This is a genomic window from Micromonospora sp. C51 (genome assembly GCF_018070435.1).
Taxonomy (GTDB): domain Bacteria; phylum Actinomycetota; class Actinomycetes; order Mycobacteriales; family Micromonosporaceae; genus Micromonospora; species Micromonospora sediminimaris.
This window is the reverse complement of sequence record NZ_JAGPXQ010000007.1, coordinates 84,530-100,054: the sequence shown is the minus strand read 5'-3', so window position 1 is coordinate 100,054 and position 15,525 is coordinate 84,530. Positions and strand designations below refer to the sequence as shown.

Below are 15,525 nucleotides of genomic sequence, written 5' to 3'. Positions count from 1 at the left end.
AGGAATGTTATCGCTATCATCAATGCCTGTAAATTGTCTGTTGCTTGCCCACACAGCCTCGCGGAGCAACAGATCTGCGTCGAACCGAACGGAGTGGAATCCGGGTGTGACCGCTAACAGACAGCGATGAAGGATGCTGTGTGGCGTACGCGGACGGCCCGGCGGCCACCGGGGCGGCTACTGGCGCTAGACTGTGCGTGATCTAGCGCTCTCCACCCGGACGGCACGGGCCGGCGTGGGCACCGCGCGAGGGGATCTTTGTACCTGAGCCGTGCCAGTCATCGCCGACGGGCTGCGGCGAGCGACTGGATTGCGGGGAGTGTGAGATGGCCGTACGCGATCCTGCGATGACGGACGTGGCCCGCCTCGCCGGTGTTTCCCATCAGACGGTCTCGCGGGTGCTCAACGGGCACCCGAACGTACGCGAGCAGACCCGACTGCGCGTCCAGGCGGCCATCGCCGAACTCGGCTACCGGCCGAACCGGGCGGCCCGCGCGCTGGTCACCGGCCGTTCGCAGGTGATCGGGGTGGTCGCGCAGAACACCACTCTCTACGGTCCGGCCTCGCTGTTGGCCGCGCTGGAGCAGACGGCCGCCGAGTCCGGTTTCGCGGTAAGTGTGGGCAGCGTGCGTGACCTCGATCATCGGTCGATCTCGGCGGTGGTGGAGCGGCATCTGGCGCACCGGGTCGCCGGCATCGTGGTGATCGCGCCGGTGGAGTCGGCCGGCGAGGCGTTGGAGCGCCTGCCGAAGGACGTGCCGCTGGTGACCGTTGACGGGGATCCGCATCGACCGATGCCGCTGGTGACGGTGGATCAGGCGGCCGGTGCCCGGGCCGCCACCCAGCACCTGCTCGACGCCGGCCATCGTACGGTCTGGCACGTCTCCGGTCCGTCGGACTGGTTCGACAGCGCCGGCCGGATCGAGGGCTGGCGGGCGGCGCTGACCTCGGCCGGCGCGGAGATCCCGCCACTGGTGCCAGCGGACTGGTCTGCGGCGGCCGGCTACCGGTGCGGGCAGATGCTGGCCCGGATGCCTGACGTCACCGCGGTCTTCACCGCCAACGACCACCTGGCCCTCGGGGTGCTGCGCGCCCTGCACGAGCACGGCCGGCGGGTGCCGGACGACATCAGCGTGGTCGGCTTCGACGACGTGCCGGAGGCCGCCTACTTCATTCCGCCGCTGACCACCGTGCGACCGGATTTCGGCGCGGTGGCCCGGGCGAGCCTGGAGATGCTGCTCACCCAGATCGAGTCGGTGAGCGGTGGTGCCCTGCGCCGGACCATCGCCCCGACCCTGGTCGCCCGCCGAAGCGTAGCCCCCCCACCCCGCCGCTGACCCCACCCCCCGCCCACCCCCCTTAACCCTCCGATGGGTTGATCAAGAAGTTTTGGTCGGCCTTCGCGCTGGACGCGACCAAAACTTCTTGATCAACCGCGATTCCTACCCGGGCCGGGGCACGGGTGGGGGTGGGTCAGGCTGCGGTGCAGGTGGGGGTGCCGGAGGGGCCGACGCCGGTGCCCTGGAAGCCGAACTCGGTGCTACCGCCCGCGCCGACCTGACCGTTGTAGCTGACGTTGCCGAAGCTCACCGTCCCGGTGCTGCCGTTGGCCTGTGCGTTCCAGGTGCCGGTGACCGCTGCGCCGCCGGGCAGCGTGATCCGCACGGTCCAGCCCCGGATCGCGGCGCCGCCGGCGGTGACCCGTACGGTGGCCACGAAGCCGCCGTTCCAGGAGTTCAGCGACACCGAGGCCGAGCAGGCGCCGCCGCCCGGCGGGGGTGCGGTGGTGGTCGGCGGCGCGGTGGTCGGGTTCGGCCCGCTGACGCTGTTCAGCGCGTTGAGCACCGAGGTGTACGCGGGCTTCTTGTTCCCGTTGCCGTCGAACAGCAGCGGGTTGTCGTCTCGCCAGGAGGCGGCGTCCCAGACACCCCAGACCGTGATCCCGGTGCAGCGCGTCACGGCCAGACAGGCCCGGGTCACCCGCTCGTAGATGCTCGCCTGGTTGGCGCCCTGGGCGACGTCCAGCTCGGTGATCTGCACGTCGACGCCGAGGTCGGCGAAGCGTTGCAGGTTGGCCTGGTAGTCGCTGGCGAGGGTGGTGCCGAGGTGGGACTGGAAGCCGACGCAGTCGATGGGGACGCCGCGTTGCTTGAAGTCGCGCACCATGTTGTAGATGCCTGTCGACTTCGCGTTGATGCCGTCGGTGTTGTAGTCGTTGTAGCAGAGCTTGGCGCCGGGGTCGGCCGCGCGGGCGGCCCGGAAGGCGGCCTCGATCCAGTCGTTGCCGGTGCGTTGCAGGTTCGAGTCGCGCCGGGCACCGCTGCCGCCGTCGGCGAACGCCTCGTTCACCACGTCCCAGGAGTGGATCTGCCCCCGGTAGTGGGTGGCTACCCGCGTGACGTGGTTGATCGCCGCGTTACGCAGCGCGGTGCCGGACAGGTTCTGCGCCCAGCCGGGCTGTTGCGCGTGCCAGAGCAGGGTGTGGCCACGGACGGACATCCCATTGGCCCGGGCGTGCGCGACGAGCCGGTCACCCGCGCTGAAGCTGAAGGAGTTCTGCTGGGGCTCGTTGGCGTACCACTTCATCTCGTTCTCGGCCACGATCGAGTTGAACTCACGATTGAGGATCGTGGCGTAGGCGGAGTTGGAGAGCTGGAACGAGTTGGTGGCGGCGCCGAAGTAGCGACCGCTCTGCGCCGCCGCCGCGCCGAGGGTGCTGGCGGCGGCGTGCGCGGATGGCGCGACAAGCGCGGTGGAGACGAGTAGCGCGGCACCGGCCGCGACGGACATCAGCACGGTACGCGGTCGGATGCCCACGACCCTGCCTCCGGTGGTTCTGGGTTTCATCGACGTGCCCTTTCGATGGTGGTGGTGGTTCGGGATGCCACCGCGGATCCGCCTGCGACGGCCGCCTTCCGGCGCGGAGGTGTGGATCCGGGCATGGCGAGGCGACCCGAGCGCGGATCGCACGGGTTGCGCGGTTGGTCGGGATGTGGCGGTCGCCGATGATAGCGGCCGTTTCGAGGTGACGCGACGATCGGTGCCGTCGAGGCGTGCCCTTCCGCGCGGAATGACGGCGCGCGGCGTCTCGCGGATGCCGGCCCGGACAGGCCGCCAGGCGGGGGTCGGCCGGGTGGCCGCCTCGGCCCGGTGGCCGGTGACCTGAACGGGAGCGTGCCCGTGGCTCCCTGCCCCGAAGCTAGCATGTTATCGATAACATGCTCAAGCGATGACGGTGGATGTGATGGCGGTTCGGAGCGACGGCCGAGGCCGCCGGAGACGACCCGTGGTAGATCGCGTCCGGCGGCCTTGGTGACAGCTGTCAGGCTCAGATGAAACGCCAGCGGTGGTCGCCCGCGCCGTTGTCGTCCCAGATCACGATCTGGGTGCCCTGGCTGGACGAGGCGCCGGTGACGCCGAGGACCCGCCCGCCGTTTGCGGACTGGATCCGGAAGTAGCCGTTCGCGGCGTACCGCAACCGCCACCGGTTGCTGGCCGCCCCGTTGTCGGCCCACTGCACCACCCGGGCGCCGTTGCCGCTGCTGCCGTTCTCCACGCCGAGGACCTTGCCGCTGTGGGAGTTGCGCAGCCGCAGGTAGCCGCCACTGTCCACGATCGCGGTCCAGAGGTGGTCGGCGGTGCCGGTGTCGCCCCACTGGATCACCAGGCCGCCGTCAGCGGTGGACATGTTCTGCACGCCCAGCACGAGACCGGTGGCCAGGTTCTGGATCCGGCGGGCACCGTTGGGCACGAACCGCCACTGGTTGTCCGGCGTGCCGTTGTCCGGATCCTGGACGACCCGGGCGCCCTGCGCGGTGGACCCGTTGAGGGTGGCGAGCAGCTTGCCGGTGTGCCCGTTACGGATCTTGTGTGACCCGTCGCCGACGTCCACGATCGTCCACCGGTGGTCGGCCGTGCCGGTGTCGGACCATTGCAGGACCTGGGCGTTGTCGGCGCTCGACATGTTCTGCACCCCGAGCACCTTGGCGCTGTTGGCGTTGCGGAACTTCACCGCGTTGCCGTCGACGACCAGCTGCCAGTCATGGTCGGCGGTGCCGTTGTCGCCCCACTGCAACGCCGGCGCCCCGTCGGCGGTGGACATGTTCTCGATACCGAGCACCAGGCCGCTGGCGGCGTTGGCGAGCCGGAACGTCGCCGTCCCGGTGCCCGGGGACTGGCCGTTGGCGTTCCAGTAGACGGTGTAGTTGTGCCCGTGCGCGTCGTAGAACGGGCCCAGGTTGACCGTGGCGCCGTTGGCGGTGGCGGTGAAGGCCAACGCCGAGGTGCTGGTCCGGTTGACCGAGGTGGTGGCCAGGGCGGGCAGGGCGGAGAGCGCGGTGTTGCCGTAGTTGCCGGAGAGCACCGCGGGCCCGTAGGTCAGTGCCACCACGTTCGGATCGTCGTTGGCCGGCTGCACGATCACGCGCATCGGTAGCCGTACGGTCACCGTGTCGCCCGAGGTCCAGGATCGGGTGAGGGTGGCGTACGTGCCCGGTGTGGTGGTGATGTCCTGCGCGGCGCCGTTGACGCTGACCGTCGCGCCCTGCGTCCAGGCCGGGATGCGGATCCGCATCGTCCACGACCCGCCGACGTCGCCGGTCACGGTGAGGGTCGTGGTGTCGCTGACCGGGTAGGTGGTGCTCTGGGTGACCGTGATGCCGCGCTGCGACCAGGTCAGCACCGAGGGCAGGAACAGGTTCACCGTGAGCGTGGTGTCGTTGTGGAAGTAGATCGAGTTCATCAGCGTGGTGTTGGTTTCCAGTTGCGAGCCCTGGCAGCACCAGAAGGAGTTGTAGTCGGTGCTCCAGGTGCCGCCGCCCCACGCCGGTCCGACGCCTCGCCGCCCGCCGGGATTCAGCGGGGTGAAGTACGTGATGTGGCCGTGGTTGTCGGCCGGATTCTGCGCTCCGATCAGGTGGTTGAGCAGTGCCCGCTCGTAGAAGTCGAAGTACGCGACCCGGTTCGGGTCCAGCAGCCACAGCTCCCGGGTCAGCTTGAGCATGTTGTACGTGTTGCACGCCTCGCAGGTGTCGTTGCGCAGGTAACCGGCGATGGCGTTCGGCGCCCGGAAGTGTTCGGCCTGGCTGTTGCCGCCGATCACATAGGTGTGGGCGTTGACCGTCATGTTCCACGCGTTGCTGGCGATGTCCCGGTACCGGGTGGTGCCGGTGGCCTTGAACTCGCGGGCCGCGCCGATCCACTTCGGTACCTGGGTGTTGGCGTGCAGCCCGTTGAGCTGGTCGGAGTTGGCCGCCAGGGGGTTGAACACGGCGTTGTGGTCGAACCGCTGGGCGGCAGTCAGCCAGCGGGCGTCACCGGTCTGCTGGTACAGATCGGTCAGCACGGCATTCATCCCGCCGAACTCGGTGCCCAGCATCGCCTGCATCTGCGCCGAGCTCAGTCGGCTGGTGCGCCAATCCACCCAGCCGGCGAACGCCAGTAGGACGTCGCGGGCCTGGTTGTTGCCGATGTACCGCCACACGTCGAGCAGCCCGGCCAGGGTCTTGTGGATGGCGTAGTACGGCACGTTGCCGTTGTTGAGCGTGCGGTTCTCCACGGCGGTGAAGTCGGACTCGGGAAAGCCGCTCAGGTAGCCGGTGTTGAAGCCCGCGGCGCCGTTGTTGGCCTGGCACTTGGCCAACTCGGCCACCATGTAGTTGGCCTTGTCCCGGCAGGTGGTGTCGCCGAGCACGGCCCACAGGTACGACCAGGCGCTCAGGAAGTGCCCCTGCGAGTGGGTGCGGAACGGGAAGTTGGGGGCCTCCCAGCCGCCCAGGGCCGCCGCACCGGCGGTGGACAGCCGGTGGTTGGCGCGGAAGTTGTAGAGCAGCCGGTTGACGTCGACGAAGCGCAGGTAGTTGACCGTGCGGTTCTGGTTGTCCAGCCAGCGGCTGGCGGTCAACCGCACCTGGCCCGGCTCGAAGGCGTACGCGGAGACGCCGAGGTCGGGACGCGCCGGGGGAAGCCCCGCACTGGCGGTGCCGTTGGCCAGTGCGGGGCCGACGGCGGCGGCGACGGCGGCCGCGCCGGCGGCCCGGAGCACGTGTCGACGGTTGAGGGACGGGTAGGGCATCACGACCTCCGTGGTGGCATGGGGGAGCGCCGCCCGACCCGGCGGGAGTGGTGGCCGACCGGGCGGCGAGGAGTGGTGCGATGACGTCGATGCGCGGCGCGCGGCGCGCAACGATCGGACCCGGCACGTCTTGCTGCGGTGGCGGCTGCGCCAAGCCCATCAATGTTATCGCTAACATACGCGGCTCTATATGGCGACCGCAAGACGCTGATGACGGGGCTGCGGGGGTGACCGGGATTGACCCTCGACCCGGTCGAGGCCGGAGGGTGCCGAGGGCAGCCGGCCGGCGTCCTCACCGAGACCGGTCGGGCGATCGGCGATGGCAGGGGTGCTGGTGGTGGCAGGTGGTGGCCGGGCGACGATGCCAGGTGCGTACCGGGTGTGGTTGGGCGGTAGCGCGCTGAGTCTGGTCGGCGTACAGGCGATGGCGTTCGCGATGGCCTGGTCGGCGGCCGGGCAGGGGGCTCGGATCGCGGCCCTGGTGCCGACCGCGATCGTGCTGCCCCGGGTGCTGCTGCTGTTGGTGGGCGGTGCGGTGGCCGACCGGTTCGGTGCCTGGCTCGTCCTGCTCGCCTCGAATGCGGCGATGGTGGCGGTCACCGTGGCGTTGGCCGCCGTCACGTGGTCGCCGCTCGACCTGCGGCTGCCGCTGCTGGTCGCCGCGCTGGCGATCGGCACCGTGGACGCCTTTCAGCTGCCGAGTTCGGGCTCGATGCCACGGCGGCTGGTACCGCCGGAGGTGCTGGCCCGCGCGATGTCGGCCCGGCAACTCGTCGGGCAGTTCGCGATGTTCACCGGCCCGCCGCTGGGTGGCGTGCTGCTCGGGATGGCCGGGCTCGCCGGGGCAGCTCTGGCCAACACCGCCACCTTCCTGGCGATGCTCGCGGTCCTGCTGGTCGTCCGGCCCGCCGCCGAGCGACCGCCGAACACCGGGCAGGGCCACGTACCGTCGCTGGACGCCGGGGTGGCTCGCGGGCGGTCGACGATGTCGGCCGCGTTGGACGGGCTGCGCCTTGCCTGGTCGGTGCCGGTGCTGCGGGTGGCGCTGCTGGTGACCGGCGTCGCGGCCGGGTTCCTCCTGCCGGTCGGCACGCTGCTGGTGCCCCTGCTGGCCCGGCAGCGCGACTGGTCGGCGTCGGCCACCGGCGCGGTCGTCGCGGCGATGGCACTGGGCACCGCCGCCGTCGCGGTGGGGGTCCTGCTGCGCGGCGGGTCCTCCCGTCCCGCGGCGGTGGCCGGCATCGGCCTGCTGGTCGCCGCCGCTGGCGTGGTCGCGCTCGCGGTCGCCCGCGCTCCGCTGCCGGCCGTCCTGGCCGGTGTGCTCGTCGGTGTCGGCAGCGGCTGCTTCGCCACGCACGTCGCTCCACTGGTCCTGGCCGCCACGCCGCTCACCCACCTGGCTCGGGTGCAGTCCGTGCTGGTGTTGGCGCAGAGCCTGCCGTTGCTGGTGACGGCCAACGCGTTCGGCCTCGTCGTCGAGATCGTGGACGTCCCGGCGGTGCTGCTCGGCTGCGCGGGCGTACTCGCCGTGACCGGGCTGGCGGCCCTGGCCGCGCCGGCCCTGCGCCGCTCATCGGCCCCGGCGACTGTTCGTCAACCAAATCTCTGACTAAAGTCAGCAATCGTGGATCGTGCACTTGTGGACGTGGTGCGGCGCTTCAACCGCACGGTGACCCAGCGTGTCGGCGCGCTTGACGACGGCTATCTCGCCCGGGATCGGCCCCTGGCGCAATCGCGGCTGCTCTGGGAGATCGGCCCCGACGGTGCCGAGGTCGCGGCCCTGCGGACCCGGCTGGATCTCGACGCCGGCTACCTCAGCCGGCTGCTGCGGACGTTGGAGGGCGCGGGCCTCGTCGTGGTGGGACCCGCTGGGGGAGACGGTCGGGTGCGGACCGTCCGCCTCACCGACGCCGGCCGCGCCGAGTGGCACCTGCTGGACGGTAGGTCCGACGAGCTGGCCTGGTCGGTCCTCGCGCCGCTCACCGCCGGCCAACGCGCCCAGCTCACCTGCGCCATGGCCGAGGTCGAGCGCCTGTTGATGGCGTCGCTGGTGACCATCGAACCCTGCCATCCCGGTGAGCCGCGTGCCCGCGCCTGCCTGCGGGCGTACGCACGGGAACTCGCCGCCCGGTTCGACTCCGGTTTCGAAATGGGTCAGGGCGGCACCGACGAGCAGGAATACGTGCCTCCGGCCGGTCTTTTCCTGGTCGCCACCCTCTCGACCGAGGCGGTGGGCTGTGGTGGGCTGCGGCTGTCCCCGGGCGAGCCCGCCGAGATCAAGCGCCTCTGGGTGTCGGCCTCGGTGCGCGGGCTCGGCGTCGGGCGTCGCCTGCTGGGCGAGTTGGAGCGGCACGCCGTGGCGGCCGGCGCGGCCAGCATCCGCCTCGACACCAACCGCACTCTCACCGAGGCGATGCGGCTCTACCGCGCCGAGGGTTACCAGGAGATCCCGCGCTACAACGACAACCCGTACGCCCACCACTGGTTCGCCAAGCCGCTGCCCTGAGACGCACCCGGCGCGGGCCGTGCCGGGCGGCGGTGCCGGTCGCCGGGCGGGTGCTTGCCGGCAAGAAATGAATGATGGTCCAATCCTTTGGTGGCGTACCGGAGCACGGAGCGGGTGAAGGCGCGGCTGACCGCCTCGCGGGAGCGCATCGTGGCCGCCGCGATCGGCATCCTGGCCGAACACGGCTATGCCGGCTGCTCGGTCGCGGCCGTCGCCGCGCGGGCCGGGGTGGCGACCGGCAGCGTGTACCGTCACTTTCCCGCCAAGGCCGACCTCTTCGCCGAGGTGTTCCGCTCCGCCAGCCAGCGCGAGATCGACGCCGTCATCCGGGCCGCCGCGGCCGAGAGCACGGCCGGAGCGCGGGTCCGCGCGGTCATCGAAACCTTCGCCGGCCGGGCCCTACGGTCGCCACGGCTGGCGTACGCGCTGCTCGCCGAGCCGGTCGATCCTGCGGTGGAGGCGCAGCGGCTGGTATTCCGGCGGGCCCACGCGGCGCTGCTGGCCGGCTACATCGCCGACGGGGTGGCCAGCGGTGAACTGCCGGCGCAGAATCCCGAGCTGACCTCCACCGCCGTGGTCGGCGCGCTGGCTGAGGCGATGGTGGGCCCGTTGGCCGCCGGTGTCGCCGGCCCGGACACCGTCGGCGGCCTGATCGCCTTCATCCACCGCGCGTTGGGAGTCCCGTCGTGAGCACACACGAGGTGTTCAATCAGGTGCCGCCGCTGGTCGGCCACGACACGGCGGACGAGCCCGCGCTGCTCGACGCGCTGGCCCGGGAGGGGGCCGACTGGGCCGCGGCCGAGGTGCACGAACTCGGCCGGTTGGCCGGCACCGAACAAGCGGTCGAGCACGGCCGGCTGGCCAACGAACATCCGCCGGTGCTGCGTACCCACGACCGGTACGGACACCGGGTCGACGAGGTGGAGTTCCACCCCTCCTGGCACGAGTTGATGCGTACCGCCGTGGCGCACGGCCTGCACGCCGCTCCCTGGGCCGACGAGCAACCCGGCGCGCATGTCGCCCGGGCCGCGAAGTTCCACGTTTGGCGACCCGACGCCGGCCACGGTTGCCCGATCTCGATGACGTACGCGGCGGTGCCCGCGTTGCGGCACGCCCCCGACCTGGCCGCTCGCTACGAACCGCTGCTCACCGCCCGCAGTTACGACTTCGGGCTGCGGGCACCGCAGGGCAAGCAAGGGCTGCTCGCGGGCATGTCGATGACCGAGAAGCAGGGCGGGTCGGACGTGCGGGCGAACGCCACCACGGCCCGCCCGACGCCCGACGGCAGCTACCGGCTGGTCGGGCACAAGTGGTTCACCTCGGCGCCGATGTGCGACCTCTTCCTCACCCTCGCCCAGGCGCCGGGCGGGCTCACCTGCTTCCTGGTCCCGCGGGTGCTGCCTGACGGCACCCGGAACCCGATGCGGTTGATGCGGCTGAAGGACAAGCTCGGCAACCGCTCCAACGCCTCCAGCGAGGTGGAGTACGACGAGGCGGTGGCCTGGCGGGTCGGCGACGAGGGCCGGGGCGTCCGCACCATCATCGACATGGTGAACCTGACCCGGCTGGACTGCGTGATCGGTGCGGCCTCCGGCATGCGTCACGGGGTCGTCACCGCCACCCATCACGCCGCCCACCGGCGGGCGTTCGGTCGGTACCTCGTGGATCAGCCCCTGATGCGTAACGTCCTGGCCGACCTGGCGGTGGAGTCCGAGGCCGCCACGGTGTTGATGATGCGCCTGGCCGGGGCGACCGACCGGTCGGCACGTGGTGACGCGGCCGAGACGGCGTTCAAGCGGATCGCCCTCGCGGTGGGCAAGTACTGGGTCTGCAAGCGGTGGCCCGGTCACGCCGCGGAGGCCCTGGAGTGCCTGGGCGGCAACGGCTACGTGGAGGAGTCCGGGATGCCGCGGCTGTTCCGCGAATCGCCGCTGAACTCCATCTGGGAGGGCTCGGGGAACGTCGCCGCGCTGGACGTGCTGCGGGCGCTGGCCGGCCAGCCCGAGGTGATGGCGGCGTTCGAGTCGGAGGTGGACGCCGCCGCGGGCGCCGACGCCCGGCTCGACGCCGCGGTCCGCCAGGTGCGGGCGGCCCTGGCCGATCCGGCCGATCTGGAGGTACGTGCCCGCCGGGTGGTCGAACAGCTGGCGCTGGTGTTGCAGGGGGCGCTGTTGGTGCGTCACGGCCACCCGGCGGTCGCCGACGCCTTCTGCGCGTCCCGGCTCGGCGGCGACCGGGGGCATGCCTACGGCACGTTGCCGGCCGGCGTCGACTTCGCCGCGATCATCGACCGGGCCACCCCGAAGGTGGGCTGACCGGTCCGGCGCCGCCGCGGTGGTCGGCGACGCCGGAGCCGGGGATCAGCAGTAGAGGTTCGCTCCGGCGGGCACCCCGAGGATGCCCACGAACTGCTGGTACCGGGTGACCCGACTCTGCACCTGGGCGGGGTTGCCGCCGTTGCACTCGATCGAGCCGTTGATGCTGCGGATGGTCTGCCCGAAGCCGGCCCCGGTGACCATCGCGGTGTGCGCGGTCATCGTGCCGGGCCCGTGCTGCGTCATCCAGTACCAGATGGCGGTCTTCCAGGCCACGGCGGCGTCGTTCTGCACCAGCCACGGGTTGGTCAGCAGCGGCAGTCCGAGGGCGGCGCCGGCCGCGTTGTAGTTGAAGTTCCAGCTCAGTTGGATCGGCCCCCGCCCGTAGTAGGCGGCCTGGCCGGCCGGGCAGCCGTACGGCTGGCCGCTGTCGCAGTAGTGCGGGTAGTTGGCGGTGTTCTGCTCCACGATGTGCACCAGGCCGCCGGTCTCGTGGTAGACGTTCGCCAGGAAGGCCGCCGCCTCCTGCCGCTGCACGGTGGCACTACCGGTGCGCGCGAACGCCGGGTAGGCGCTCAGCGCGTTGATCAGCCCGGAGTACGTGTAGAAGGAGTTCCGGTTCGGGAACATCTGACGGAACTGGGCCTCGCTGACCACGAAGCCACCCGGGTTGGTCGGCGGCGGGCTGCTGGTGGGCGGCGTGCCCGAGCAGGTGTACGGGTTCCAGTACCAGGTGCTGATGATCGGGTCGTAGCCGGGATTGTCGTGCTCGGCGATGTAGTACTGGCCGTTGGTGTACCGCACGATGCTGCCGGCCGGGTACCAGGTGCCGGCGATCCAGTTCGGATGGTTGCAGGTGCCGCCCGGGGGTGGCGGGGTGCTGCCGCCGCAGGCGCCGAGGTCCTGCCAGACTCCGGTGGTGCCGGGCGGGGCCTCGCTCTGCGTCCACCACTTCGCCTGGTAGTTGCGGCCGTTGTGGGAGACCTGCATGCCTGAGGTGTAGACCGCGGCGGACTGCCACGGGGTGGCGCAGGCTGCGGCGGAGGCGGCGGTCGACGGGATGACCGCCAGCAGCGCGCCGGTGAGCGTCAGTGCCGCGAGCGCGGCCAGGGCGCGCAATCTCGACATGCGATCACTCCTTTCCAGGGGGAGCGGTACGTCGAAAGCCGGAACGGTCATCGACGGCTGTGATGGTAACACCGACTGTTCATAAACCTTACTATTAGTTCCGAGCAGTGAACCGGGCGTTGAGCCAGACCGATTGCTGTGGGATTCTTGGACGCCGATGCGTTGTCGCGCGTGTGAGTGACCGTCGCCCGATGGGCAACCGGGACCGCCACGGTTCCGGGGGACGACGGCCGAAGACGGATTCGTCTCCGATCCACCGGCCCCGAGTCCGGCACGTCGGGCTCGGGGCCGGTGGATCTCCGCGTGACCAACGAAGGAAGATCATGAAACTCTCGGACCGGCACGGGGTTCGCCACCTGGCCCCACCTCGACCATCCGTCCGACGCGCGCACTCCCTCTTCGCGGTCGGCCTGCTGCTCGCCGCGGCCGCACTGGTCGGGATCGACCAACCGAACGCCGTGGCGGCGAGCACGTCGGCGACGGTCACCGTGAATGCCCGGGCCGGGCTGGCCACCGTGCCCGACACCGCGCTCGGCGTCAACCACGCCATCTGGGACTCGCAGCTGGGCACCACCGAGACGTCGGACCTGCTGCGGGCGGCCGGTGTGCAGATGATGCGCTATCCCGGCGGCTCCTACGCCGACATCTACCACTGGGAGGACCACACCGCGCCCGGCGGCTACGTCGCCCCCGGCACCGACTTCGACACCTTCATGGCCGGTGTGCGGCGGGCTGGCGCCCAGCCGATGATCATCGCGAACTACGGCACCGGCACCCCGGAGGAAGCGGCCGAGTGGGTCCGGTACGCCAATGTGACCAAGGGCTACGACGCCCGGTACTGGACGGTCGGCAACGAGAACTACGGCAACGGGCACTACGGATCGGCGTGGGAGGCCGACCACCACCCCGACAAGAGCGCCACCTACTACGCGAACCTGGTGGTCGAGTACGCGGACGCGATGAAGGCCGTGGACCCGAGCATCAAGGTCGGCGCGGTGCTCACCATGCCGGCGAACTGGCCCGACGGGCTGACCGCGGGTGACGATCCGGGCCCGTGGAACCAGACCGTGCTGGACATCGCCGGCCAGAAGATCGACTTCGTCGACGTGCACTGGTACCCGGGTGGCAGCGCCGCCGAATCGCTGCCCCGGACCAGCCACATCACCGACGCCGTCCACCTGCTCCGGGAGCAGATCACCAGGTACGCCGGCCCGGACGCCGGTCGCATCGGCATCAGCCTCACCGAGGTGAACGTCACCTCCCAGGGCATGACCAGCCAGCCGGCCGCGCTGTTCCTCGCCGACGCGTACAGCGGGCTGTTGGCCAACGGTGTGTTCACCGTCCACTGGTGGAACGTGCGCAACGGCATCGGGCAGGTGTCGACAGTGGCCGGGCAGACCGACTACGGAGACTTCGGCATGCTCTCCAGCGGCACCTGCACCTCGGACGGATCGGTCTGCGAGCCGCCGTTGAACACCCCCTTCGCCGCGTACCACGGGCTGTCCATGATGAGCCGCTTCGCCCGCACCGGCGATCAGTTCATCCGGGCGGCCAGCGACGAGCCGATGGTCGCCGCGCACGCGGTACGCCGGGCCAACGGCGAGGTCGCGGTGCTGCTGGTGAACCGGGATCCGGACAACGCCCACGAGGTGACCATCGACTACGCCGGCTTCGCCCCGTCGAGTGGGGAGCCGACGGTCCACACCCACACCAACGGCGCCACCGCCATCACCACCAGCCGGTCGGGCAGCGCGACCAGTCGCACCCTGCCGCCGTACTCGCTGACCACGCTCGTGGTGGAGTCGACCGCTCCGGCCACCGGGCACCCCGGTGCACCGGGGCAGCCCACGGCCACCGAGGTCACCGACCGGACCGCGACGATCTCCTGGCCGGCGGCGACCCGGGGCGCGAGCCCGATCGCCAAGTACGAGGTGCACCGGCAGTACGGCGCGGTCAGTGAGCAGCTCGGCGAGACCTCGGGGACCTCGCTGACCGTGGCCAACCTCGTCCCCGGGCGCAGGTACACGGTCAACGTGCTGACCCGGGACACCGCGGGCCGGGTCTCGTGGGCGTCGCCGCCGCTGACCTTCACCACCGGCGGCCCGGCCACCAGCAGCTGCGGCGTCCGCTTCACCCGCACCACGGACTGGGGCAACGGCTACGTGGCGAACGTCGACATCGTCAACAACGCCGACACCGACATCGACGGCTGGACGCTGACCTGGACCTGGCCGACGACGTGGCAGCGGGTGGGCAGCGGTTGGAGCGCGAACTGGGAGCAGGTCGACACCACCGTCCGGGCCACCAGCACCGACGACAACCATCGGATACCCGCCGGAGGTGGCACGAGTGCCGGCTTTGTCGGAGAGTACAGCGGGCCGAACGTGACACCTACCGCCTTCCGGCTCAACGGCGCCCTCTGCGCCGTCCTGTGAGGCCACCGGCGTCGTCGGTGGCGGCAGTGCGCCCCACCGACGACGCCGGGACTGGTGATTTTGCCGATGCGGGGCCGGTGGGGCGCCCCAAACACTGATCGCAGTCGATACCACTCCAACCCAAGGGAGTATCCGACGTGCGATCTACCACCACCACCCGTCCCCGTTCCCTCTCCCTGCTGGCCCGGCTGGCGATGGCCGCCGTCGTGGCCACCGGTGGCGTCGTCGCCGCCTCGTCCCCGGTCCAGGCCGCCAACCCGTACGAGCGGGGACCGGCGCCGACAAACGCCATCCTGGAGGCCAGCCGCGGCCCCTTCGCCACCTCGTCGACGAGCGTCTCCTCGCTGGTCAGCGGCTTCGGCGGCGGCGTCATCTACTACCCGACGACCACCACGGCGGGCACCTTCGGCGCGGTGGCCATCTCGCCCGGCTACACCGCCTCCTGGTCGAGCCTGGACTGGCTCGGCCCGCGGATCGCCTCGCACGGCTTCGTGGTCATCGGCATCGACACCATCACCCGGTTCGACCAGCCGAGCAGTCGAGGCCGGCAGTTGCTGGCCGCGCTGGACTACCTGACCGAGCGCAGTTCGGTGCGCGGCCGGATCGACGCCAGCCGGCTGGCCGTGGCCGGACACTCGATGGGCGGTGGCGGCAGCCTGGAGGCCGCGGCGAGCCGGCCCTCGTTGCAGGCCGCCGTGCCGCTGGCACCGTGGAATCTGGACAAGAACTGGTCGGGCCTGCGGGTGCCGACGCTCATCGTCGGCGGCGAGTACGACACCGTGGCCTCGGTCTCGTCGCACTCCGAGCCGTTCTACAACAGCATTCCGGCTTCGGCGGAGAAGGCGTACCTCGAACTCAACGGCGAAGGTCACTTCTTCCCCAACACGGTCAACACCCCCACCGCGAAGCAGATGGTGGCCTGGCTGAAGCGGTTCGTCGACGACGACACCCGGTACGAGCAGTTCCTCTGCCCGGGTCCGAGCGGCCTGGCGATCGAGGAGTACCGCGACACCTGCCCGCACTGAGGTCGGCCCGGGGCGGTCGCGTCGCGTCCGCCCCGGCCGTCTG

10 protein-coding genes are annotated in these 15,525 nt (G+C 71.0%); 7 read left to right on the top strand and 3 right to left on the bottom strand.

Annotated elements, in window-relative coordinates; genetic code table 11:
• The first annotated feature begins 347 nt into the window (after window positions 1-347).
• Window positions 348-1,337, top strand: a complete 990-nt coding sequence (locus tag KBX50_RS11105) for a LacI family DNA-binding transcriptional regulator (protein WP_210937035.1) — start codon at window positions 348-350, stop codon at window positions 1,335-1,337.
• A gap of 136 nt (window positions 1,338-1,473) precedes the next feature.
• On the opposite strand, the gene KBX50_RS11100 is transcribed toward KBX50_RS11105, so the two are convergent.
• Both KBX50_RS11100 and KBX50_RS11095 read right to left on the bottom strand, forming a co-directional pair.
• A complete protein-coding gene (locus tag KBX50_RS11100) occupies window positions 1,474-2,847 on the bottom strand; it encodes an endo-1,4-beta-xylanase (protein WP_210936839.1) in 1,374 nt (457 codons plus the stop codon).
• A 481-nt stretch (window positions 2,848-3,328) separates the two neighbouring features.
• The gene (locus KBX50_RS11095; protein ID WP_210936837.1) at window positions 3,329-6,073 is read right to left on the bottom strand and encodes a beta-L-arabinofuranosidase domain-containing protein; all 2,745 of its coding nucleotides are present in this window, start codon (window positions 6,071-6,073) and stop codon (window positions 3,329-3,331) included.
• A 319-nt stretch (window positions 6,074-6,392) separates the two neighbouring features.
• Here KBX50_RS11095 and KBX50_RS11090 point away from each other — a divergent pair, with 319 nt between their 5' ends.
• The 4 genes from KBX50_RS11090 to KBX50_RS11075 all read left to right on the top strand — a co-directional run bounded on the left by KBX50_RS11090 (window position 6,393) and on the right by KBX50_RS11075 (window position 10,894).
• On the top strand, window positions 6,393-7,682 hold the full coding sequence (locus tag KBX50_RS11090; RefSeq protein WP_247673486.1) for an MFS transporter: 1,290 nt from the start codon (window positions 6,393-6,395) through the stop codon (window positions 7,680-7,682).
• A gap of 15 nt (window positions 7,683-7,697) precedes the next feature.
• Entirely contained in the window at window positions 7,698-8,579 is an 882-nt protein-coding gene (locus KBX50_RS11085) for a helix-turn-helix domain-containing GNAT family N-acetyltransferase (RefSeq protein WP_210936835.1), read from the top strand.
• A 90-nt stretch (window positions 8,580-8,669) separates the two neighbouring features.
• Entirely contained in the window at window positions 8,670-9,269 is a 600-nt protein-coding gene (locus tag KBX50_RS11080) for a TetR/AcrR family transcriptional regulator (protein ID WP_210936833.1), read from the top strand.
• The gene (locus KBX50_RS11075; RefSeq protein WP_210936831.1) at window positions 9,266-10,894 is read left to right on the top strand and encodes an isovaleryl-CoA dehydrogenase; all 1,629 of its coding nucleotides are present in this window, start codon (window positions 9,266-9,268) and stop codon (window positions 10,892-10,894) included. The genes KBX50_RS11080 and KBX50_RS11075 overlap by 4 nt, the downstream gene beginning before the upstream one ends.
• 45 nt (window positions 10,895-10,939) lie before the next feature.
• On the opposite strand, the gene KBX50_RS11070 is transcribed toward KBX50_RS11075, so the two are convergent.
• Window positions 10,940-12,022 (bottom strand): glycoside hydrolase family 19 protein, encoded by a 1,083-nt coding sequence (locus KBX50_RS11070; RefSeq protein WP_210936829.1) that lies wholly within the window; start codon window positions 12,020-12,022, stop codon window positions 10,940-10,942.
• Window positions 12,023-12,345: 323 nt separating this feature from the next.
• Here KBX50_RS11070 and KBX50_RS11065 point away from each other — a divergent pair, with 323 nt between their 5' ends.
• Window positions 12,346-14,457 carry a cellulose binding domain-containing protein gene (locus tag KBX50_RS11065; RefSeq protein WP_210936827.1) on the top strand — a complete coding sequence of 704 codons (2,112 nt, stop codon included), beginning with the start codon at window positions 12,346-12,348 and terminating at the stop codon, window positions 14,455-14,457.
• 194 nt (window positions 14,458-14,651) lie between these two features.
• Window positions 14,652-15,482 carry an alpha/beta hydrolase gene (locus KBX50_RS11060; RefSeq protein WP_247673513.1) on the top strand — a complete coding sequence of 277 codons (831 nt, stop codon included), beginning with the start codon at window positions 14,652-14,654 and terminating at the stop codon, window positions 15,480-15,482.
• Window positions 15,483-15,525: the final 43 nt, after the last annotated feature.